The organism is Hungatella effluvii (assembly GCF_003201875.1).
Lineage (GTDB): Bacteria > Bacillota > Clostridia > Lachnospirales > Lachnospiraceae > Hungatella > Hungatella effluvii.
In genome coordinates this window covers 90495-111534 of record NZ_QJKD01000019.1, presented here as the reverse complement: position 1 = coordinate 111534, position 21040 = coordinate 90495, and the positions used below count along the sequence as shown (strand labels likewise).

The following is a 21040-nucleotide window of genomic DNA, read 5'->3' as shown; positions in this document are numbered from 1 at the left end:
GATACCTCATGGTATAATAATCCTCGATAGCTCAGTCGGTAGAGCACGCGGCTGTTAACCGCGCTGTCGTAGGTTCAAGTCCTACTCGGGGAGTTTGGAAATGCTTTTATGTATTTCTGACTCAACAGATACGAATTTATAAGGCCCCATGGTCAAGCGGTTAAGACATCGCCCTTTCACGGCGGTAACACGAGTTCGAATCTCGTTGGGGTCATTTGTTCCACCAGGCATATGCAGGGAGGAATGAGAATGCCGATGTGGCTCAATTGGCAGAGCAGCTGATTTGTAATCAGCAGGTTATCGGTTCGAGTCCGATCATCGGCTTGCATTAATTGCTTAGTGAGGTCCTTTCGAACTTAGCAGTTAAGCACACTTGCGAAACGAGCGTGTATATTACGTGACATTGAGCATAGTGTTACCATACTATATTTATGTTTGGACCTTTAGCTCAGTTGGTTAGAGCAACCGGCTCATAACCGGTCGGTCCTGGGTTCGAGTCCCCGAAGGTCCACTAACACTGAACTAAATATTTGAAATTTGGCCTGGTGGCTCAGCTGGTTAGAGCGCCGCCCTGTCACGGCGGAGGTCGTGGGTTCGAATCCCATCCGGGTCGTTTGCATGAAACATTTTGATGCAGCATTCACTACCAGCATATGTTGTATCGTTTCACAGCATGTTATAAAAACGGGATCTTAGCTCAGCTGGGAGAGCATCTGCCTTACAAGCAGAGGGTCACAGGTTCGAGCCCTGTAGGTCCCATTTTCATGAGAAATCATGATATGCCGGCGTGGCGGAACTGGCAGACGCACAGGACTTAAAATCCTGCGGGCCTAATCGCCCGTACCGGTTCGATTCCGGTCGCCGGCATGAATGAAAAAGCTTGAAAGTCTCTGTTTAGGAGAGTTTCAAGCTTTTTTGGTTCTCACTTATATAAGCGAATAAGATCATTCACAAGTATCTCTTCGTTTGTAAATTGGATTTTATTGCTGCTTAAAAATCCATCCGTTGACTGAATTGTTTTTTCGATCATAGAGATTTTCCATCTTTTGCTCAGATCTTTCTTAAAACTGATATAAATTTCCTTCTCTAAGGGATCATATACGATTGAACAGAGTGTATTTTTCTGGCTGGTTTTGTTTAAAGCATCGAAGGCTTCATTGATTCCAAAGCTATGAATATGATTCTGTATATATTCATAAGCACAAATATATCTGTCAGCTCCGATCCCATATACCTTATTATAATCTGCTTCCTTGAAATTCCCGTTTGGAAAATTAGTCATGACAATAAAATCACCCGAAACAGGGGTTATTCTATTTGTATTATTTCCCTCTTCCAGAATAAATGCATCCCCGGTTTTATCAGCGATCATAGTATGCAGCCCTAAATCGGGGTATAATGGATTTCTGGGATACGAGATTACTCTTTTATTGAGAACTTCAAAAAATTCTGATGATTTTCCTGTTTTCTTTAGCACCTCATCAAGAATATCAAAGGCATACCAATCATTTTCGTCACAGCCTGACTGAAAGCCTGGACCATATTCTACGGCCTGCGTACAGATAAAAAGACCCTCACTATTCATACTGGCGATATCCCTGTATTTGTTTTCTAACAGGGCTGAAAAATAAAATAAGTTCTTATCATGATAACTATTGATTATTAGTTTTAAATAAATTTCATCGGTATCGAAATTCATTCCGTAAACAGCCTTTTTTTGATGGTATACTGCAAAACTTGTACACATTTTGGAACCTCCTTTTCATACATAAGTTTGTGATATCATATGGTTTCTATCCATATGATATCATCAGGTATATCGAAGGTTCAACCTACAACATTTTTCTGAACCGAAAATGCTCCACGCAAGCTTAAGCTTTAAAAGGCAGCCAGCCATGACGGGAACCGGTCTTTGTCAAGCAGACAGAGGCTGGATTACGTTATGGCTGGCTGTATTTTTCGTGCTGAATGAAGTTGGGAAACACGTCCTAGACCGGTGCGATTAAAAACATCGTAAAGCTTGCGGATGCCACCAGTTTGCCGGCGTCGTTGGTGACGGTTACCTGATTGACAACGGTTTTACGGCCTTTGTGTATGGCGTTGGATTCTATATAGATGGTTCCGGTATTCACCCCTCTTAAGAAATTGATGCTGCTGCATTCCGTGACATTGGTGGTCTCGCAGGCGTAAGTGGACATTCCTGCCGCCATATCACAGAGAGAGAATAAAAAACCGCCGTGGACATTTCCGTAAAGATTTAAAGCTTCCTGAGTAATTTCCATGGAGAGTTTCGCATGGCCCGGAGAAACCTCCAAAAGCCTGGCGTTTTCTATGCCTCCGATCGGATGAATATGTCTCAGAATGCCGTCCATTATCTCTGGTCTCATGTATGCATACCTCCTCGTTATGAGCACTTAGCGGACGTCTTTTGGCCGCTTACGTGCGATACATGTCACTGGCGCTTGGCGAGGTCTTTTCGAGCTTAGCGCAGTGACTTCAGGCTATACTATATCATTGCAAAAATCCATTTACAACAGGAAAAAGGAATCATAGGTTTTAACTATCAATTATCGAAATTATCGCGGACAGGGCCGATTGGATATTTCCTTCGCTACAGGCTATAATGGATTTATCAAGATTGTTAAAAAAATATTTAACATGAATAAATAAGGAGGATATATCAAATGAGCAAGTTATCCAATGAAGAATTCCAGGCGTATTTAAAACAGATCCGTGAGCTGGCAGAGGGGCCCCTTGAGGAAATCCAGAAGGAAGTGGAAGTAACCAATAAGTTTCCTCAGGAGTTCTACGACTTAGCAATCCAGAACGATTTATATCGTTGTTCCCTTCCGGAGGAGTACGGCGGATACGGATTGAACGAGCTGGAGATTTTACAGGTTCAGGAGGAGTTCTCCAGAGGACCGGGCGGAATGAGAATGCATCTTCACTATGCAATGGATTTAAACTGGAGAATTCTCGACGATTACGGCAATGAGGAAGTAAAGGCAGAGTATATGCCAAAGTTCCAGAACAAGGAAGTATTTACCTGTTTCGCACTGACAGAGGCGACCGGCGGTACCGGCGCTGACTTACATACCATCGCAGTGAGAGACGGCGATTCTTATGTATTAAACGGTGAGAAGACACTGATTTCCCATACCGACTGCTGCGAATTTGCTTATGTAATCGCAGTAACCAATCCGGAATCCGATAAGAATGACAGACTGTCCGCATTCTTCGTTCCAATGGACGCTCCTGGATTTGAAGTGATCAACATGCCTCATATGATGGGATGCCGCGGAGCCGGCCATGGCGAGCTGAAATTCACAGACTGCCGCATCGACAAGAAATACCTCTTAGGCAAAGAGGGACAGGGACTGGAGATTGCCATGCACTCCTTATCCGTATCCCGTGCTCACATTGCTGCCAGCAACTTGGGTATGGCACAGAGAATGCTGGAACTGTCCTTACAGTATGCCGCTGACCGTGTAACCTTCGGAAAGCCGATCGGAACCCGTCAGGCAATCCGCTGCAAGATTGCCGATATGTCCATGATGGTACACGCACTTCGCTGCATGGTTTACGATTTTGCCAAATCCTATATGGAGAATCCAACCGGCGAATATATCGAAGAAAAAGCTGCTATGTGTAAGCTGTACAGCATCGATACAACCAGAAGAGTCAGCGATGAAATGCTGGAGATCTTCGGCGGTGTCGGATACTTTGAAGACTGCAAGTACGGCCCGGTTGAGCGTCTCTACCGTGACTGCCGCGCGATGTGGTTAGAGGAAGGCGCTCCGACTGTACAGAGAATTACAATTTCCAGAAACACCATTAAACACGGCGCTCATATCGAATACGTGGTCTAAAACTGATTCAGTATTTTAAAGCTATTTCGGGCAAGCCGCTTTGAAACCGAAGATATCTGACACAAAAGGGTCATCAGGTTCATACTCCGGACCTGCCGACCCTTTTCCATATATGGAGGGAAGACAATGAAACCATTAGAAGGCGTAAAAGTAGTGGATTTAACCACATATCTGGCAGCCCCTACCACGGTTCGCGTACTTGGCGAATGGGGAGCCGACTGTATCAAGATCGAATCACACAAAGGAGATCCTGCCAGGACTCAGGGCGCCGTGTTCAACATGCCGTTTACAGACGACGAGAACCTGGCCTTTGATGTGGCAAACTTAAATAAGAAATTTATCACTCTGAACCTGAAGACAGAAAAGGGGCTGGAGGTTTGTTATAAGCTTCTGGAGGAAGCGGACGTATTCGTAACCAATACGAGAACGAAATCCCTGGTAAAGCTGGGACTGGACTACGATACTTTAAAGGAGAGGTTTCCGAAGCTGATTTTCGCCCAGGTCCTGGGATACGGGGAAAAGGGACCGGAAAAGGATACGGCGGGCTTCGACGTGACCTGTTACATGGCGAGAGGCGGCGTGTTTGGAACTACGGTAAACCGCGGAGACGCTCCCATGATTCCGACCAACGGTTTCGGAGATTTCCAGGTTGCCATGGCTCTGGCGTCCGGCATCTGTGCGGCTCTGTACCGCAAAGAGAAATCCGGCGAGGGAGACAAGGTCACCATCGGACTGCATCACGCGGCTGTCTATGCGCTGAGCACAGGCCTGATTTCCGCACAGTACGGAAACCAGTACCCGAAGAGCAGAAAAGAAGTTCCCAATCCATTTAATAATGTATTCCGCACCAGGGACAACAAGTGGGTCTGCATCTGCTGTCCGGAGTATGACCGCGATTATGAGAAGATGTTCACGCTCCTGGGCTGTCCGGAAATGCTGGAAAAAGAGCAGTACCGTCACTGCGCGGATGTCAACAACAACCATTTGAATAAAGACGTGACCGATGTGCTGGATGCAGCCATTGCAAAGATCGACAGAGAAGACTTAATGAAGATGTTAAAGGAAAATGATATGCCGTGTGAAGCCGCATATGAGCCGCTGGATATCTATGAGGATGAGCAGGCGTGGGCCAACGATGTGCTGACAAAGATTCCTTATCCGTCAGGCGGAAAGATCATGCCGACCAACCCCGTAGGCTTCGCATCTCTGGGCAAACCGGACTATGTGATCGGAGGCATGCAGGGCGCCCATACGGTGGAGATTATGAAGCAGCTGGGATACAGTGACGAACAGATCGGGGAAATCATTGCTTCCGGAGCCGCAGAAGGCGCGACAGGACTGAAACCACTGTAATAAACAACGAACAACCAGAAAGGGGAAAGTGAAAATAACATGAGCTTACTTTACACCGAAGAACAGAAAGCGCTGCTTGCTCTTGTAAGGGAGATGGCAGAAAATGAAATAAAACCTCATGTAAAGGACGCGGACGAGAAAGGGGAGTGTCCGAGAGAGCTGTTTAAATGGGGATTCGATATGGGACTTCACATGCTGGAAATCCCGGAGGAATACGGTGGAACCGGTTTAAGCTATGAGACCACCGCCATGATTTTTGAGGAGCTGGCAAAGGTGGACGCGGGCTACGCCATCACCTTTGTAACCACGTTTGTGGCGCTTAGAAATGTAATCCTTGCCGGAACGAAGGAGCAGGGACAGTATTTTGCAGATAAGATTGCTCCCGGCGGATTTGCCGGATTTGCCCTGACGGAGCCTAATGCAGGTTCCGACCCCGCGGCTATGCGCGCCACGGCGGTGAAGGACGGGGACGAATATATTTTAAACGGAACCAAGACATTTATCACCAACGGCGCTCTGGCAGATGTTTTTGTGGGATTCTTTAAGACGGATCCGGCGGCAGGACACAGAGGCATGTCCGCATTTATCATCGATGCCGATGCAGAAGGCGTTACCGTAGGAGCCCATGAGAACAAGATGGGGCTCAGGCTTTCCAACACGACGGACTTGATTTTCGAAAACGTCCGTGTGAAGGCTTCCGCCATGGTGGGACCTGAGGGCTCCGGGTTCAAGCTGGCCTTAAACGCGCTGAACTTATCCAGAGCCTTTGTGGCGACTCTGGCTGTGGGTATCATGCAGCGGGCGCTGGATGAATCCGTGAAGTATGCAAAGGAAAGAAAACAGTTTAACACCCCTATTATTAAATTCCAGATGGTACAGCAGATGCTGGCCGACATGGCAATTAAGATTGAAGCATCCAGGTGTCTGGTGAATAACACCATGCGGATGATGGATCAGGGAATCATGGTACAGAAGGAAGGCTCCATTTGTAAGACATTTGTGTCCGACTGTGCACAGGAAGTGACCTCCAACGCGGTTCAGATCTTTGGCGGATACGGCTACAGCAAAGAGTATCCGGTGGAAAAACTCATGAGAGACTGCAAGGTATTCCAGATCTTTGAGGGAACGAACCAGATCCAGAGAATGACAATTGCAGGCGTATTGGATAAGGAATATAAATAGTCACTGCACTAAGCTCGTGAAAGACCTCGCTAAGTGCCAGTGACATGTATCGCACGTAACCGGCTAAAAGACAGCCGCTAAGTGCTCATAACGAGGAGGAATGAAGATGAATATCGTTGTTTGTATAAAACAGGTTCCGGATACCACTGAGATCAAGATTGATCCGGTGAAAAATACGCTGATTCGTACCGGCGTGCCGAGTATCATGAACCCTTTTGATAAAAATGCGCTGGAAACAGGCCTTCAGCTGAAGGACCGCTACGGCGGAAAAGTGACCGTGATTTCCATGGGGCCGCCTCAGGCGAAGGCAGTGCTCCGGGAAGCGCTGGCCATGGGAGCTGATGAGGCGTATCTCGTTACCGACCGCGCCTTTGGCGGTTCCGATACGTATGCCACCAGTTATATTCTGTCTCAGGCGATTCAGATGCTGGGCGGGTTCGATGTAATCCTGGGCGGCAAACAGGCCATCGACGGAGATACGGGACAGACAGCCCCCAGTATTGCGGAGCATCTGGGGGCTGTCAGGCTGACGTATATTCTCGATATGGAGGTAGAGGGCGATAAGGTGATCGCCAGACGCCAGGTGGAAGAGGGCGTGGAGGTCATAGAGGCCAGCCTTCCGGTGCTTTGTACCGCGACAAAGGAGAGCAATAAGCCCAGATACGCTACCATTAAAGGCGTGCTGACTTCCTTAAGAGCAGAGATCGGAGAGATCACTCTGGCGAGTCTGCCGGGTTCCGATACGACCAAGATGGGCTTAAAGGGTTCCCCCACAAAGGTAAAAGCAACGTTTACGCCAAAGAGAAATGCAAACTGCATGAACATTGAAGGCAGCAGCCCGGCGGAGACCGCAGGGACCCTGATTGACAGGCTGACAGAGGCAAAAGTACTTTAAGGACGGCAAAAGGAGGTCGCGAGAGATGAGTTTTGATACATGTAAGGACGTATGGGTATTTATCGAATGCTTCCAGGGTCAGCCTAAAAGCGTGGGCCTTGAGCTGCTTGGCCAGGGACGAAAGCTGGCGGACGGCTTAAAGCAGAAGTTATGTGCCGTAGTCATCGCAAAGGATGTGGATGAGGCGGTGAAGGAGGCCGGCGAGTACGGCGCGGATAAGATTTATGTGGTAAAGGGAGACGAATATGAGAATTACTCCGCTGACGCTTATGGAAATGTATTCTTAAAGCTCTGCGAAAAGTATGATCCCAATACGATTCTGGTAGGAGCAACCGTAAACGGCAGGGATTTGGGCTCTAAGATTGCAGTCAGCCTGCGTACGGGTCTGACCGCAGACTGTACGGCGCTTAGCGTAGACGAGGAGACAGGAAATGTGGTCTGGGAACGGCCTGCATTTGGCGGAAATCTTTACGCACAGATCCTGTGCAGCGAGACAAGGCCGCAGATGGGAACCTGCAGACCAGGCGCATTTAAGAAGCCGGAGAAGGTGATGGACAACAAGCCGGAGATCATCATGGAACCGATCCACACACCGGAAAACGAGATCAGGACTAAGGTGATTGATTTCATTAAGGCGTGCGAGGACAACGATATCCCGCTTCAGGACGCGGAGGTGATCGTATCCGGCGGCCGCGGCATGAAGAACGGAGAGAATTTCAAAGTGTTGAAGGAACTGGCAGACGTGCTTGGCGGAACCGTCGGATGCTCCAGGGCAGCGGTCGATTCGGGATGGATGCCGCAGTCCAAACAGGTAGGGCAGACGGGAACCACGGTAACTCCGAAGATATACTTCGCCTGCGCCATATCCGGCGCTGTCCAGCATGTGGCGGGCATGAGCGGCTCCGGAACCATTGTGGCGATCAATAAGGATGACACGGCGCCGATCTTCGAGGTGGCGGATTACGGCATCGTAGGCGACGTGTTCGAGATTGTTCCGGCTCTTGTGAAGGAGTTAAAGGCTAGTGCAGCTTTGCACTAGACAGCAGGGATGAGGAAGCGTTCCTCAGAGCATACCGCAGTACATGCGCTGATGGCAGGCGCGATCCGGCAGGATGCGCGCAAAAAGGTATAGGAGACGGGTCATGATTGATGAGATGAAGATCAATGCCATCCAGCGGGAAAAGTATCTTTCCGAGGGCTTCTGGAAAGATATCACGCTGCTGGACTGTTGGAAAGAATCCGTGAAGAAGTATTCCGAACGAGAATATGTGGTGGATGACAGGGGGAATCGGTATACCTACCGGCAGATGGATGAGGCTGCGTCAAAAGTGGCGGCCTTTCTCCGGAAGCAGGGTGTTTTGCCGGGAGACGCGGTATCGTTCCAGCTCCCCATCTGGAGCGAGTTCGTGGTGGTGACCATCGCCTGCTTTATGACCGGGGCCGTAGCCCATCCCATCGCCATGTCCTATGAGGAAAAGGAACTGATCCGGAGCATGAATTTAACGGAGTCAAAGGTTTACTTCGGCCCCTCCTTTTTTCATAAAACGGATTATGCAAGCCGGATTCTGGCTGTGAGAGAACGCATTCCGTCGCTGTCCTGTGTCGTCATCGTGGGCGGTGAGAAGCCGGAGGGAAACGGGGTATTGGCGTTTACGGAGGTTATGGACCAGGCGGATACGGTAATGCCGGAGATCAGGAGGAAAGGTGAGGATCTGGCGCTGATTCTCTGCACCTCCGGGACGACCAGCGGGACGAAGGGAGTACTGCTTATCCACAATAATATCCGCTACAGCGAGGAGGTATTTACCAAAGAGCTGGGGCTGACCAGTGAGGACATCATGTTCATGCCTGCGCCGTTAAATCATGCAACGGGCTTTCATCACGGGCTGATTGCTCCCATGCTGATCGGGGCGAAAGTGGTGCTTCAGCAGAAATACCGCTGCCGGGAAGCCATTGATCTGATGAACCGGGAGCGGTGTACCTTCTCCATGGGCGCTACGCCATTTATCTATGACATTCTCCGGGAACTGGAGAACGGAGGCGGAGAACTGCCGTTTCTGAAGCTATACCTCTGCGGAGGCGCTCCGGTGCCGGGATATATGGTACAGAAGGCGTGGAGCTTCGGGATCCTGCTCTGCGAGGTCTACGGTTCGACGGAAAGTGTCCCCCACGTGTTTGTACGGCCCGATGAGGCGCTTAAATTAAACGGAACCACTTCCGGCCGTCCGGTAGAAGGCGTTGAGATCCGCGTCGTGGATGACGAGGGAAACGACGTGCCGCCTGGTGTACCGGGAGAAGAGCTTTCCAGGGGACCCAATGTATTTGTGGGATACCTAAAGGATAAGAAGATTACGGACAGTGCCCTGGATGACGATGGATGGTTTCACAGCGGCGATCTGTGCGTCATGGATGAAGCGGGGAATATTCGCATAATTGGAAGAAAGAAGGATATGATCGTCCGCGGCGGCGAGAATTTGAATTCCAATGAGATCAATGACCGGCTGGAGGGCTGTCCGGGAATGGGCGACCACACGGTGATCGGGATGCCGGACGACCGGCTGGGCGAAAGAATCTGCGCCTTTGCCGTTCCGCTGCCGGGATTTGAACATCTGAAGCTGGAGGACGTGACCGGATGGCTCTGTCAGAACGGCGTCCCGAAACGGTTCTGGCCGGAGAGGCTGGAGCTGATTGACCGTATTCCCCATACGGGCAGCGGAAAGGTGAAGAAGTATCTGTTGAAAGAGGAACTGGAAAAAAGAATGGAGGGCCCGGAACGCAATGATTGAGCAGAAATTTGGACCGAGAAGGTGCCGGGATACCAGAAAACCACGCGCGGATCAGTGTCCGGATGTCGTATTTTATCGCTGCAGAAGCTGTAACAGCTTATTTCCAGTTACCGGAGGCCAGGCGCTTGAGGAGAAGAAGATTCTCTGCTGCAATGAGGAAGCAGAGCGCCTGGCGCCGACAGACGCCGGGGAGGCAAAGGAGTTTTTAGAACTCAGTTACCAGATTACCGGCGGCTATAACGACAACGCGGTAAAGGTATCCTGGAAGACGAAAAAACAGGAGTGCGCACCGCAGTGGATTTATTTGAAGACCTTCACGGGCGGTTATCTAAAATACGTGATGAAGGAAAAACGTTCCCCCATGGTATTTGCACTGGCAGACACGGATGCGTTCTGCTACTGCGATGAAGATCCCTGTCTGGAATGCGTGTTCCGCTGTAAGAGGGGCTTTACGGTTTACGCTTATTCAGAGGGGACGGGACTATTGGAAATGCCGCTGGACAGAATGACAGCCCACTGGCAGACACGGGAAAAGGAAACGGAGAGGTAGGGGAGGTACATATGAAAAGCGAAAATGTCGGAAGTGGTGGGACAGCGGTGGACTGGAGAGCAGTGCTGGTGTTTGTATCCATTGCATTCAGCTCGCAGTGCGGAGGCGGTTTTGCGTCAGGCTCCACACCCTGGACTTATTTTTTCCAGAACACAGGATTTTACGGTATGCTTCCGGAGGTGACACAGCCTTACTTCTGCCTGCTGATGCCTCTTGTGGTGGCGGCGATCAACTGCTTTATTATCTATTTCTTCATGAAATTCGCCATGGATTTTAAAACCTTTGACTATGGGAATTTCCTTGAAAAATACGGTTCCAGATTCTGGGGAGGCGTGTTGGCAAAACCGATGCAGATCGTGTATGAGCTGAATTTTAACTGGCTGCTCATCGTATGTATGGCACTGGCCTATTCCACCTCCGGCTCAGCCCTTAAGGAGCTGACGGGGATTCCGTACATATGGACCACATTTATTGTAGGAATTATCATGTTTCTTCTCTGTATGAAAGGCACGGAGCTGGTCCGCAAGAATGCTGTGTTCATGAGCGCTGTTATCTTTATCGCCCTGGTTGTCGTTCACGTTCCAAATCTTATTTTCAATATCGGGAGCGGAAAACTGGCAAACGAGATGGCTGTTATGAGCAGCAGCATGGAGGCCGGAATCGCGTCGGGCGCGGGCAGCTTTTTAAAATATCTTTTGATTGCATTTGTATGGGCCTATATCTTTTCCGGTCAGAATCTGGCTGGATTCGGCGCGTACGTCAATCATGCGCAGCTGTTTAACAATAAGAAAACTCTGCGCAGGGCGGTGATTCTGTCCGTGATTGTAAACTGGATATTTCTGGAGATGAACGCCATAAACCTGGCGGGTAACTACAGCGCGGTTTACGATGGATGGGCAAATGGAAAAGCCGTGTACACAATCCTGGTGGTACAGAACGGCTGGGCGGGCGGCGCCGTCAAGGCAATTTCGCTGACACTGCTTACCATAGCAATCTTTTTTGCAACAATCTCCACGGCGATCAACTATGCACAGGGCTTTAATGACCGTGCTCTGAACTGGTATCAGAAAAAGACCGGGGAAGATCCGAAGGTTTCCGAAGCCAGGCGCAACCGGCGGGGAGCTGTCCTTACTTTTGTCTATATCTGTCTTACCTGGGTGATTTCCCAGGCGGGGCTTACGGCACTGGTATCCAAGGGACTGACCGCGGCATCCTATATCAATTTATTCACCCTCATCCTTCCCACGGTGATGAATGTGATAATCGGATGGCCGGACAGAGAGTATGACAGCGGCAGGAAGGTGCAGGCCGGAACTAAAAAATAAATGATGGAGGTATTTTTATGTTAGCAACAATGGGTCTTATCTTTGCCATTGCTCTCTTAGTAGTCATGATCATCAAGGGGATTGACATGATCTGCGCCACCGTAATCACGGCGGTAATTATCTTATTAAGCAGTCAGCTCAGCCTGTCCGACGGTCTTCTTACCACATTCTCCGGCGGCGCCGGCGGTTTCGTAACTTCCTGGTTCCTGATCCTGGGTATGGGAGGCATCTTCGGACAGCTGGTGCTGGAAACCGGACTGGCCACAAAAATTGCCAAATGGCTGACGCAGAAGCTGGGAGCCAAAATGGTGGGGCTGGTTATCCTGATCTGTACCTTTTTTATTACGCTTTTAGGCATCAACGGTTATATCATGGTATTTGTACTGTATCCGATCGCGGACAATCTGCTTCGTGAGAACAAGATGGATCGCCGGCTGCTTCCGTTCATGCTGCTGGGCGGCGGAGCTTCTGCCAATGGTTTTATGTACACTCTGGATATCTGCAACGTACTGCCCAGCGGTTATCTGGGAACGTCTCTGGGATCGGCGCCGTTCTTATCTCTGGTGTTTACCGTGATCCTGGCTGTGTGCTACTTCTTATATTTCAACTATGCACAGGCGCAGAGCCATAAGAAGCATACGAATGAGGAGCTGCTGGCCATGTATACCAGCTCCAACAAGGTTATGAGCGATGAAGAGCTTCCCGGCATTGGGATGTCGGTGCTTCCGTTCATCGTGGTATTCGGCATTGTAGTGGCGACCTCCAGCTGGGGAACCTCCACCAGTATCCTGTTTTCGCTGACCGTAGGTATTCTGCTGATTATGGCGACTCAGTTCAAGCATATTGAAAACATCAAGTCCTCCGCGAAAACGGGCGCGGGATCCGGACTGAATTCCATGCTGACCGTGGCTGCGGTCATGGGACTTTCCAAGGTGCTCAGCCTGTCGCCTGCATTTCAGGCGCTGCAGCAGGCCGTTTTATCCATGAATATGCCCGTGTATTTAAAGGCGTATTTCGGGACCGCGGTTTTGACCGGTCTGACCGGGTCTGCAATCTCCGGTGAAACCATTTTCCTGGAGAGCTTTGGTCAGGCATTTGTGGATATGGGGGTCAATGTTCAGGCCCTGCACAGAATTGTGACAGAGTCTGCCCTGATTTTAAATAAGCTGCCTAACTCTTCCGTGGCGATTCTTACGATGTCCATCTGCGGATGCAGTTTAAAAGAGAGTTACAAGCATGTAATTCTTGGGACCATGATTCCGGCGGCTGTTGCGGGTTTGGTTATCGCTTTGATGGCCACCTTTGGCATTACGTTTTAGGAATTTGTAAGTATGAGAAAAGGAACCGTACCTCTGTTTCAGACAACAGAGGACGGTTCCTTTTCCGGCATATTTAAGCAACTGGCAACCATAAAGTTTGCAAAGGCTTCCACGGCTGAGGTAATGAAGTTTTTATTGCTGTATACCATGTAAATCATACGGGTGTCTTTGGGCACGTCCAAAAGCCGGACCTTGGCAAGATTGTTAAACTGCCTCAAATAGGGGGTATCGGCCACGATGGCCACTTTTGAGGACTTGGAAATCCTGCCTGCAATGGAGATTTCGTCATCGTAGGAATAGACGGCCTCCACACCTTTTTCTTTGAGAAGCTTGCGGACGACCTTGCCGATGGGAATCGTGTCCCGGTAGGTGGTCAGCCTGTAATCCTTTAAGTCCGACAGATACATGGCTCCACGGTCTGCTAACGGGTGGTTGTCCTGGACGATGGCGATCAGCTCCTGATAGGTGATGGGGACGAAGACTAAGTCGGGCATGTCGTCCACCATGGAACAGAAGCCGATATCATACTTGCCGCAGGAAACGCCCTGCGCCACCTCGATGGACATTCCGTGATAGATATTCAGCGTGGCCAGCGGATTCTTCTTCTGATAACGATCCAGCGCTTCCGGTAAAAAGTCACCTAACAGGGTGGGAATGCATCCGACATCGATGGAACCGCTGATATGACCTGATTTCTCCTTGATCAGGGAGATGCCGTGCTCCAGGATACCCAGGGATTCGCTGACATACTGGTAAAATTCTTCCCCGTATTTGGTGAGCTTAATATTACGCCCCTTTTTCTGGAAGAGGGATACCCCCAGTTCCTTTTCCAGAGATGCGATGGAATCGCTTAAGCTGGGCTGCGTAATATAAAGTGCCTTGGCTGCTTCCGTGTAATGCTGGACTTCAGCCAGTTTTCGGAAATAGTACAGTTGTGGTAAGTTCATAAGCCCCTCCATATAATCGATGTATTTATTATACAGGATTAACAAGGGAAAAGCCAGTGCCCCATGAAATGAGATCACAGTGAATTATGGCTGACGGCAGATAAACAGGCGGTCTATGGCCAGGGCGGCCGCACCCGTGGCAGCCCTTGAGGAATCGTAATCAAGTATATTGATTTCTTCCGTGCAGTGTTTATCAAGAAATGTCAACTGGCTTTCTGTATAGCGCTGTAATTCATCACGCAGGAGCCTGTGCTGAAACATACAGCTGTGCAGATATAGCTTTTGTGGATTCATGATAATAGAAATATTTGCGATTGCAATGCCCAGATAACGAACTGCCTCCTGCAGAATGCGGGTGACCGTCTCATCCCCCAGGCTGTATGCGGTAAGCACTGTATCCAGTGTAATATCGTCCGCGCAGGAGGCCAGGCCATGCAGAAGGGAGTGAGGAGCGGCATCGTAAAGGATACGTATCTTCTGCATAATCCAGCTTTCGCTGGCATACGTCTGCAGACAGCCGTTTTTACCGCATTCACAGCGCGGACCTTCCGGATTGGAGATGGTGTGTCCGATTTCTCCAGATATATAGCTTCCCTGGGCCAGCTGTCCGGAAGTAAAGCTGGCACAAAAAATACCTACGCCGACATGTATGAATACAAAATTTTCAGGACAGGTTTTGTAATTAAACAGGTATTTTTGATATGCCATGGAGCGGACGTTATTTTCAGCAGCGACTTTCATGCACAGGGATTCCGCCAGGGCATGAGCATTAAAATTGGTCCAGTTGGAAGAAAGGGTAACCATATGGCCGTCCTGAGGATCGAGATGGCCAGGCAGAGCTATGCCGACACCGATTACCTGCTCTTTGGGAACCCCACTGTCATTGATCAGCTTCTGAACACCCTGTTCGATGGCAGTATTGACATTGTAAATCTGTTGATGGTTTGGAACGTAGCTGATCTGTTCCAGAATCGCTCCGGACAGATCGGTGAGGCAGAAACGAAAATGGCCCATTCCTACTTCAACCCCGGCGCTGTACCGGGCTTCCGCCCGGATCCCCAGCAGGGAACGCTTCCGGCCGGAGGTTTTACAGTCATTTTCCGCAGTTTTTTCTAAATCATTTATGATATTGTCTTCTATCAGTGATGAGATGACGGTCGTCACCATGGCAGGTGACAGGCCCAGTTGTTTTGCAATCTCAGAACGGGAAACTGGCTGATTGCGGAAAATATACCGCAAGATACGGCTGGAAGTGGTGAAACGGTCAAAGCCTTCCCCTGTTTCAATATACATAATGAAATCCTTTCTATCGATCAATATCTAAATCAAATCCGGTATATTTTGTTCCGACCTCCAGTACGCGGTAGACGTCAAGATAAGGCTGAAATTCCGTTTCATGGTACCGAATAAATTTCATAAAGGAATCCCATGCCCCGGGAACATCTGCCGCACAGCCTGCGGCCAGAGCTGCTAACGCTTTTGTAATCAGTATACAATATTCTGCATGGTAGTCAAGCAAAGTAAAAAATATTTTCTGAAAAGGGGTTGGAGGGTTAATGCACTGTCTGATATATTGGTATGATTCTTCCACATATCTCTGGACCTCCTTATAATGGGCGGCCTGTTCCGAATTAATACGCGGGCCAATGCCATTGAAATAATCGGAGGAGGACAGAGAAGAGAGCCGTTTAAGATACTCTTTTATTGTGCGCCAGCCGCTGCCGTATATCACAGAATAATACTCCTCCTCAAGTTTCTCAAAGGAAAGACTGCTGTTCCACAGAGTGCGGCCCATTACGTAATTGGGAAATGCATTTGGAAAAGCGGCGCGCAGTTCCTGGCAGCTCATGTATCCGTTGAGACCAAGCGAGGGCAGCTCCTTGATATCAGAGGAGATAACCCTGGCGATCGTATGATATCCGAGATCGCCGTAATGGGCTCGGCCCAGAGGATAATCGTAAACGAACGAATCTATATCATAGTGTTCCTTCCACGCCTCCAGAAAAGCCAGATTTTCTTCCAGGGTGTGAGGAAGCGCAATCTGATTTCTCCGGTAAGGCATAAGGTGGGGAATTGGCCCGCGGCAGGAATAGGAGCGGTTAAATGTACGACTGATGGGGGCAAACATCAGTGTAAAACGTTCCGGATGCACGAGCGCCTGGCGGATCGGGGGCCAAAGCAGCTCCTGGTACAGCAGCAGGACGATGTGCGTGGTGACGCCCGACTGTTCCAGCGTATGGTCAATCTCATTTAACAGGCTGATGTACTGGTCTGATAAAGAGGTACTCCGGCAGCTTCTGCATTCGCATACGTTGTTGTACTCGTCGGCCAGCCAGACATGGATATAATCGACTTCCGGATGGCTTAGGGCATAGTCTGCCACTGTTTTTATAAATGCGTCTCTTGCTTTGGGATTGGAGTAACAGAGATTCGTGTTGGAGGGGATACCCTCCCAGAACTCTCTGCTTCCGTTTACCAGGGCGAGCATGGGCTTCTGCTCTTTTGCAGGGGCCGTTACTGCAGGCGCGCACGCGTAGGGAACTCCCATGGCTTTTGAGGTCCAGCCATGCCCGACACGGTGGTGTAAGAGGCCCCGGACTGCCATGGCCTTATCAATTTTCCGGTACATATGTTCCAGTTCTTCCCTGCCTGGGATCTCTTCCGAAAGCAGTGGATTATATTTGTGGGAGTACCAGTTCTTCAAGAATACTTCAGGTTCGAAGTGCTGTACGAAAAAGGAGTTGCAGCCCAGCTTGGGGAGCCAGTCGATAAAGTCGAGAATGTTCTCAATACTGTCGGCCCCTTCGATGCAGACGCCCCTGTGCCGGAAGGAAGCGGCTTCACATAAGCGGATATTCAACTGGTCCAGACGGATGGCCGGTATGTACTCACATTCCTTGCCGGGCATGGGAAAACGGCAGCCTGTTTCAGACAGCAGCCGGTAAACGCCTAATAATATGGAACGGGGGTTGGAGCCGGATATTTGAATCAACTGAGGCGATGCAAGAATCTGAAATTGATCATCCAGATCATTCGCTTCCGGAACTGCAAGACCTGGAATGGGCATTCCATAAGCAAATTCAACCGGAATGCTGCACTCTGTAATTTCTTCCCTTAATAACCGGCAGAGATAGCCGGTAAGTTCCTTTTGGGCGTAGTCTACGACCTGGTTTTCAGTAACACGGATAAAATTCAAATGAATCATAAGTCCTCCTTAGATGCTGAGACAGCAATAGTTGATTAAATATTTAAAATTTAAAATATTATAGCAATATAATGATGAATAAATTTAATTATTAAAATAAATATATGCATATTATAAGATGAGAAACTCGGGAAGTAAATCGTCTGATTAGACATAATGCATAGAAAAAGTTTGTTTAAAACGCTGAAAAAGAGAAAAAGTGTTGACCTTTATAGCGGAAAGCAGTATATTGAACTTATAAAACACAGAAAATAATTATTTTAGTTATTGAAAATAAGGAGGACAAAAAATGCACAAAAAACGAAAATTACGCCAATACATCTGGTGCTGGATTTTCATACTGCCTACCACTCTGTTTTATATAGGGTTTCAGGGCTGGCCGATACTTTCCAGTATTTATTATTCCGCCTTGAACTGGTCTGGAATCAGTTCGGATAAGTCGTTTGTAGGATTGTCTAATTTTAAGGAGCTGCTGTCAGATCACTGGTTTTGGAATGCATTTGCAAACAGCTTTAAATATATGCTGTATTCTGTACCGCTGTTAATTGTGTTATCACTGTTTCTTGCGGTTCTTTTAAATGAGAAGACTCTTAAGATGAGAGAGGTCTACCGCACTCTGTTTTTTCTGCCGGTTATCACAACTGCTTCCATAGTAGGTATTATCATGCTGTTTATCTGGAGTCCTACAGGGGCGATCAACGGTTTGATGCAGTTATTCGGCGCAAAGAGGACGGTCAATTTTTTAGGGCAGGCCAGTCTGGCCCTGCCGACAGTAGCAGTTATCGGTGTCTGGAAGGATGTGGGGATCTATATGATTTACTGGCTCGCTGCTCTTCAAAGCGTTCCTCAGGATGTGGTCGAGGCTGCGAAAATTGACGGTGCGGGAAAATGGGAGGAATTCCGGTATATCACGGTTCCGATTATTCTGCCGATCGGGGGAGTCATTATCCTGCTGGCGACGATTAATTCTCTGAAGGTATTTGATATTGTGCAGACAATGACCGGCGGAGGCCCGTTTTTCGCTACGGATGTGATGGGGACCTTCGTATACCGGACGGCATATGCAAGTTCCGTGGGAATGCCGCGTCTTGGATACGCCAGTGCGGCCGCCATGCTGTTTGGTCTCTGCGTGATTCTGATCGGATTTATCCTGAATACATTAAAGAACCTGATCAGCCGGAAACGTGTGGACTGAAGGAAGGAGAATGACAAAAATGAACACAAAAATAAAACATATAGCAGGCAGAGGCGGCCTGTATACAGTCCTCAGTATTTTTGCATTTGTCTGGGTCTACCCGTTTATCTGGATGATTACAGCGTCGTTTAAGACTCAGGATGAGTTTTGGGGCAGCGGCCTTAATATTTTTCCTCAGCATCCAACTCTGGATAATTTTATCCGTTCGTGGAATAACGCCAATTTCAGCCAGTATTTTTCCAATACAATTGTCGTTACGGTATGCTCGGTTGTTATTGTGCTGCTGTGCACGTCGGCGGCAGGTTACGCCCTGGGGCGCTACGGTTTTCCGGGAAAAAAGCTGATCCTTGGCATATTCATGGCCAGCATTACGGTTCCACTGACCTTTACGATTATTCCAATTTACGAATTGTTAAATGGTTTACATATGACAAACAGCCTGCTCGGCCTGATTATTGCTGAATGTGGAGGAAGCCATATTCTGTTTCTGATGTTGTTTTCCAGCTTCTACACCTCGATTCCCAATGAAATGGAGGAGGCGGCTATTGTAGATGGTTGCGGCTTTCTGCAGACGTATTTTAAAATTATGTTTCCCCTGGGTAAACCGGTAATTGTCACCGTGGTGATTATGCAGTTTATATGGACGTGGAACAGTTTCCTGCTTCCGCTGGTGCTGACACTGAGTAAGCCTGAGCTGAGAACCCTGGCGGTGGGGCTGTATGCACTGAAAGGCGAGCATGTCGTGGACTGGACCGGCATTGCGGCGGGCGCCAGTATCGCAGTTGTGCCCGTTATTATCCTGTTTATTTGTCTGCAGAAATATTTTGTCGATGGTATTGCCGGCGCCGTAAAAAGCTGAGCATAAAAATATAGGAGGTTACTATGAAAAAGAAAGAATTATTGAGTATCAGTCTGGCACTGGTTATGGCGGCCGGATTAACAGCGTGTGGGACGAATAGCACATCGGAGACACAAAAAGCACCGGAGGCCGGCGCTGAAAGCACAATGTCTGCCGAAGCAGAAGTGAAAGCAGAAGAAGGAGAGAGTATCGTACTCCGCATCATGGACAGCAGCGACAGCACACAGGAACGGCGTAAAGTATTTAACGAAGAGTTTATGAAACGCCATCCTGAGATTAAGGTTGAATATACGATGATGTCCGGTGATCAGATGACGCAGACGTTAACGACAGCCATTAAGTCGGGAGATGCTCCTGACCTGTTTGCACTTCCAAGCGGGGTGAAGCTGAGTACTGCCATATCAGAAGGCTGGTATCAGTCCATGTCTCCTTATCTGACACAGGAATTTATCGATTCTTTTGAAACCGGTTCCCTGAATGAGGGGGTTACTACGTTTGACGGAGAGATTTATGCACTTCCGGAAGCTGCCAACATTGTGAATTCCCTTATGTTTTACAATAAAGATATTCTTGGGCAGGCAGGGCTGGACCCGGAGAATCCTCCGAAAACCTGGTCTGAGTTTACCGATGCCTGCAAAGCCATTACAGAAACAGGAGGCGGCCAGTATTATGGCCTGATCGAAAGCGGCGCGGCGGCAGTCAGGACGGAGATTGAACTCAGATCCTTTGCCAATCTGGCAGGAGCAAAGAGCAACTACTATGGCGTAATAAGTATAGTGGATGGAAAAAATCCTTTTGCAAGTGAGGGGATGAAAAAGGCGCTGAATTTGTATGCGGATTTGACGAAGGAAGGATCGATTCACCCGGATTCCATCAATTTGGATGCTCCTTCCGCCCGGGCGATGTTTGCACAGGGAAAAGCAGGCTTTCTGATTCAGGGGTCCTGGTGCATTCCTACCTGGCGTGAAGAAAATCCTAATCTTAATTTTGGCGTTATGGCGCTTCCCGTTCCGGATGAGGGGGCGAAAGGCGGCAACCCTTATATCGGTGCCCAGCCATGGATGGGTATCTCTGCGAAATGCCAGCATCCGGAGGCGGCCGCTCTATACCTGACTGAGTTGTTTGGAAAAGACTATCAGAGCCTGGTGGTATCGGACGGAGGCTTTGTATCGTGTATAAAGGGCGTAAATGAAGAAGCTATGACGGATACTGCTATGCTGGAATATTATAATCTGGCGAAAACCAGCGGAAAACTGTGTCCGGATCCTCTGGCGCTTAATCCGGAGACTGCGGAGGTCTATGCCAAGGTGAAGGAGGTTACGCCGAATCTGGGCCAGATCATGCAGGGGGTAATGGCAGGCTCTATCAAAGATACGGACGCGGAACTGGACCGCTTTTCGGATGCTGTCGAGAAGGAGTGGGAAAGTGCCATGAATGAAGCTGGAGTGGATAAAAGTAAATTCCAGTTTGACGACTGGGATCCGATGAAGGATTATGATTACTCGAAGTGAGGTATTGTATAAGAAGCGGTTCTGCGTACTGCTTTTTCGGCCGC

General features: G+C 48.9%; 17 protein-coding genes and 7 tRNA genes. 19 read left to right on the top strand and 5 right to left on the bottom strand.

Annotated features, from left to right (window positions below):
- Positions 1-20: 20 nt before the first annotated feature.
- The 7 genes from DFR60_RS25730 to DFR60_RS25700 all read left to right on the top strand — a co-directional run bounded on the left by DFR60_RS25730 (position 21) and on the right by DFR60_RS25700 (position 867).
- Positions 21-93: transfer RNA gene (locus tag DFR60_RS25730), tRNA-Asn, on the top strand.
- A gap of 49 nt (positions 94-142) precedes the next feature.
- Positions 143-214, top strand: a tRNA-Glu gene (locus DFR60_RS25725).
- A 37-nt stretch (positions 215-251) separates the two neighbouring features.
- Positions 252-324 (top strand) — tRNA-Thr (locus DFR60_RS25720).
- A gap of 113 nt (positions 325-437) precedes the next feature.
- A tRNA-Ile gene (locus DFR60_RS25715) sits at positions 438-511 on the top strand.
- Positions 512-539: 28 nt separating this feature from the next.
- A tRNA-Asp gene (locus DFR60_RS25710) sits at positions 540-613 on the top strand.
- 73 nt (positions 614-686) lie between these two features.
- A tRNA-Val gene (locus DFR60_RS25705) sits at positions 687-759 on the top strand.
- Between the two features lie 22 nt (positions 760-781).
- Positions 782-867, top strand: a tRNA-Leu gene (locus DFR60_RS25700).
- A 55-nt stretch (positions 868-922) separates the two neighbouring features.
- Here the strand turns inward: DFR60_RS25700 and DFR60_RS25695 are convergent.
- Positions 923-1747, bottom strand: coding sequence for a C45 family peptidase (locus DFR60_RS25695; protein ID WP_110325635.1), 825 nt, complete (start codon positions 1745-1747; stop codon positions 923-925).
- A gap of 241 nt (positions 1748-1988) precedes the next feature.
- The gene (locus DFR60_RS25690; RefSeq protein WP_002601502.1) at positions 1989-2387 is read right to left on the bottom strand and encodes a PaaI family thioesterase; all 399 of its coding nucleotides are present in this window, start codon (positions 2385-2387) and stop codon (positions 1989-1991) included.
- Between the two features lie 297 nt (positions 2388-2684).
- Here DFR60_RS25690 and DFR60_RS25685 point away from each other — a divergent pair, with 297 nt between their 5' ends.
- From DFR60_RS25685 to DFR60_RS25645, 9 genes are all read left to right on the top strand, one after another.
- Entirely contained in the window at positions 2685-3869 is a 1185-nt protein-coding gene (locus DFR60_RS25685) for an acyl-CoA dehydrogenase family protein (RefSeq protein ID WP_002601501.1), read from the top strand.
- A gap of 126 nt (positions 3870-3995) precedes the next feature.
- Positions 3996-5222: a CaiB/BaiF CoA transferase family protein gene (locus DFR60_RS25680; RefSeq protein ID WP_110325633.1), complete on the top strand. Its 1227-nt coding sequence runs from the start codon at positions 3996-3998 to the stop codon at positions 5220-5222.
- 39 nt (positions 5223-5261) lie between these two features.
- Positions 5262-6404: an acyl-CoA dehydrogenase family protein gene (locus tag DFR60_RS25675; protein WP_002601499.1), complete on the top strand. Its 1143-nt coding sequence runs from the start codon at positions 5262-5264 to the stop codon at positions 6402-6404.
- A gap of 106 nt (positions 6405-6510) precedes the next feature.
- The gene (locus DFR60_RS25670) at positions 6511-7299 is read left to right on the top strand and encodes an electron transfer flavoprotein subunit beta/FixA family protein (protein WP_025531485.1); all 789 of its coding nucleotides are present in this window, start codon (positions 6511-6513) and stop codon (positions 7297-7299) included.
- Positions 7300-7324: 25 nt separating this feature from the next.
- A complete protein-coding gene (locus tag DFR60_RS25665; protein WP_025531486.1) occupies positions 7325-8338 on the top strand; it encodes an electron transfer flavoprotein subunit alpha/FixB family protein in 1014 nt (337 codons plus the stop codon).
- 103 nt (positions 8339-8441) lie between these two features.
- Positions 8442-10085, top strand: a complete 1644-nt coding sequence (gene fadK, locus DFR60_RS25660) for a medium-chain fatty-acid--CoA ligase (protein WP_110325631.1) — start codon at positions 8442-8444, stop codon at positions 10083-10085.
- Positions 10078-10635 (top strand): hypothetical protein, encoded by a 558-nt coding sequence (locus DFR60_RS25655; RefSeq protein ID WP_110325629.1) that lies wholly within the window; start codon positions 10078-10080, stop codon positions 10633-10635. Before fadK ends, DFR60_RS25655 begins: the two co-directional genes overlap by 8 nt.
- Before the next feature lie 11 nt (positions 10636-10646).
- Entirely contained in the window at positions 10647-11960 is a 1314-nt protein-coding gene (locus DFR60_RS31030) for an SLC5/6 family protein (protein ID WP_243005182.1), read from the top strand.
- A 17-nt stretch (positions 11961-11977) separates the two neighbouring features.
- A complete protein-coding gene (locus DFR60_RS25645; RefSeq protein ID WP_110325627.1) occupies positions 11978-13279 on the top strand; it encodes a GntP family permease in 1302 nt (433 codons plus the stop codon).
- A 38-nt stretch (positions 13280-13317) separates the two neighbouring features.
- Here the strand turns inward: DFR60_RS25645 and DFR60_RS25640 are convergent, their stop codons facing one another.
- From DFR60_RS25640 to DFR60_RS25630, 3 genes are all read right to left on the bottom strand, one after another.
- Positions 13318-14226 carry a LysR family transcriptional regulator gene (locus tag DFR60_RS25640; RefSeq protein ID WP_110325625.1) on the bottom strand — a complete coding sequence of 303 codons (909 nt, stop codon included), beginning with the start codon at positions 14224-14226 and terminating at the stop codon, positions 13318-13320.
- Positions 14227-14310: 84 nt separating this feature from the next.
- On the bottom strand, positions 14311-15519 hold the full coding sequence (locus tag DFR60_RS25635) for an ROK family transcriptional regulator (protein ID WP_146218633.1): 1209 nt from the start codon (positions 15517-15519) through the stop codon (positions 14311-14313).
- 13 nt (positions 15520-15532) lie between these two features.
- Complete coding sequence (locus tag DFR60_RS25630; protein WP_110325621.1) at positions 15533-17431, bottom strand: DUF4838 domain-containing protein; 1899 nt, start codon at positions 17429-17431, stop codon at positions 15533-15535.
- 289 nt (positions 17432-17720) lie between these two features.
- Between DFR60_RS25630 and DFR60_RS25625 the strand changes: the two genes are divergently transcribed.
- The 3 genes from DFR60_RS25625 to DFR60_RS25615 are packed head-to-tail and all read left to right on the top strand — an operon-like array spanning position 17721 to position 20996.
- A complete protein-coding gene (locus DFR60_RS25625; RefSeq protein ID WP_110325619.1) occupies positions 17721-18626 on the top strand; it encodes a carbohydrate ABC transporter permease in 906 nt (301 codons plus the stop codon).
- Between the two features lie 19 nt (positions 18627-18645).
- Entirely contained in the window at positions 18646-19485 is an 840-nt protein-coding gene (locus DFR60_RS25620) for a carbohydrate ABC transporter permease (RefSeq protein ID WP_110325617.1), read from the top strand.
- A 23-nt stretch (positions 19486-19508) separates the two neighbouring features.
- The gene (locus tag DFR60_RS25615) at positions 19509-20996 is read left to right on the top strand and encodes an ABC transporter substrate-binding protein (protein WP_110325615.1); all 1488 of its coding nucleotides are present in this window, start codon (positions 19509-19511) and stop codon (positions 20994-20996) included.
- Positions 20997-21040 lie beyond the last annotated feature (44 nt).

Bases quoted from the DNA above. Each gene is read 5' to 3' on its own strand.
- DFR60_RS25695 (WP_110325635.1), bottom strand. From the start codon at position 1,747: ATGTGTACAAGTTTTGCAGTATACCATCAAAAAAAGGCTGTTTACGGA.
- DFR60_RS25630 (WP_110325621.1), bottom strand. From the start codon at position 17,431: ATGATTCATTTGAATTTTATCCGTGTTACTGAAAACCAGGTCGTAGAC.
- DFR60_RS25690 (WP_002601502.1), bottom strand. From the start codon at position 2,387: ATGAGACCAGAGATAATGGACGGCATTCTGAGACATATTCATCCGATC.
- DFR60_RS25625 (WP_110325619.1), top strand. From the start codon at position 17,721: ATGCACAAAAAACGAAAATTACGCCAATACATCTGGTGCTGGATTTTC.
- fadK (WP_110325631.1), top strand. From the start codon at position 8,442: ATGATTGATGAGATGAAGATCAATGCCATCCAGCGGGAAAAGTATCTT.
- DFR60_RS25685 (WP_002601501.1), top strand. From the start codon at position 2,685: ATGAGCAAGTTATCCAATGAAGAATTCCAGGCGTATTTAAAACAGATC.
- DFR60_RS25665 (WP_025531486.1), top strand. From the start codon at position 7,325: ATGAGTTTTGATACATGTAAGGACGTATGGGTATTTATCGAATGCTTC.
- DFR60_RS25645 (WP_110325627.1), top strand. From the start codon at position 11,978: ATGTTAGCAACAATGGGTCTTATCTTTGCCATTGCTCTCTTAGTAGTC.
- DFR60_RS25635 (WP_146218633.1), bottom strand. From the start codon at position 15,519: ATGTATATTGAAACAGGGGAAGGCTTTGACCGTTTCACCACTTCCAGC.
- DFR60_RS25640 (WP_110325625.1), bottom strand. From the start codon at position 14,226: ATGAACTTACCACAACTGTACTATTTCCGAAAACTGGCTGAAGTCCAG.
- DFR60_RS25620 (WP_110325617.1), top strand. From the start codon at position 18,646: ATGAACACAAAAATAAAACATATAGCAGGCAGAGGCGGCCTGTATACA.
- DFR60_RS25675 (WP_002601499.1), top strand. From the start codon at position 5,262: ATGAGCTTACTTTACACCGAAGAACAGAAAGCGCTGCTTGCTCTTGTA.
- DFR60_RS25655 (WP_110325629.1), top strand. From the start codon at position 10,078: ATGATTGAGCAGAAATTTGGACCGAGAAGGTGCCGGGATACCAGAAAA.
- DFR60_RS25615 (WP_110325615.1), top strand. From the start codon at position 19,509: ATGAAAAAGAAAGAATTATTGAGTATCAGTCTGGCACTGGTTATGGCG.
- DFR60_RS31030 (WP_243005182.1), top strand. From the start codon at position 10,647: ATGAAAAGCGAAAATGTCGGAAGTGGTGGGACAGCGGTGGACTGGAGA.
- DFR60_RS25680 (WP_110325633.1), top strand. From the start codon at position 3,996: ATGAAACCATTAGAAGGCGTAAAAGTAGTGGATTTAACCACATATCTG.
- DFR60_RS25670 (WP_025531485.1), top strand. From the start codon at position 6,511: ATGAATATCGTTGTTTGTATAAAACAGGTTCCGGATACCACTGAGATC.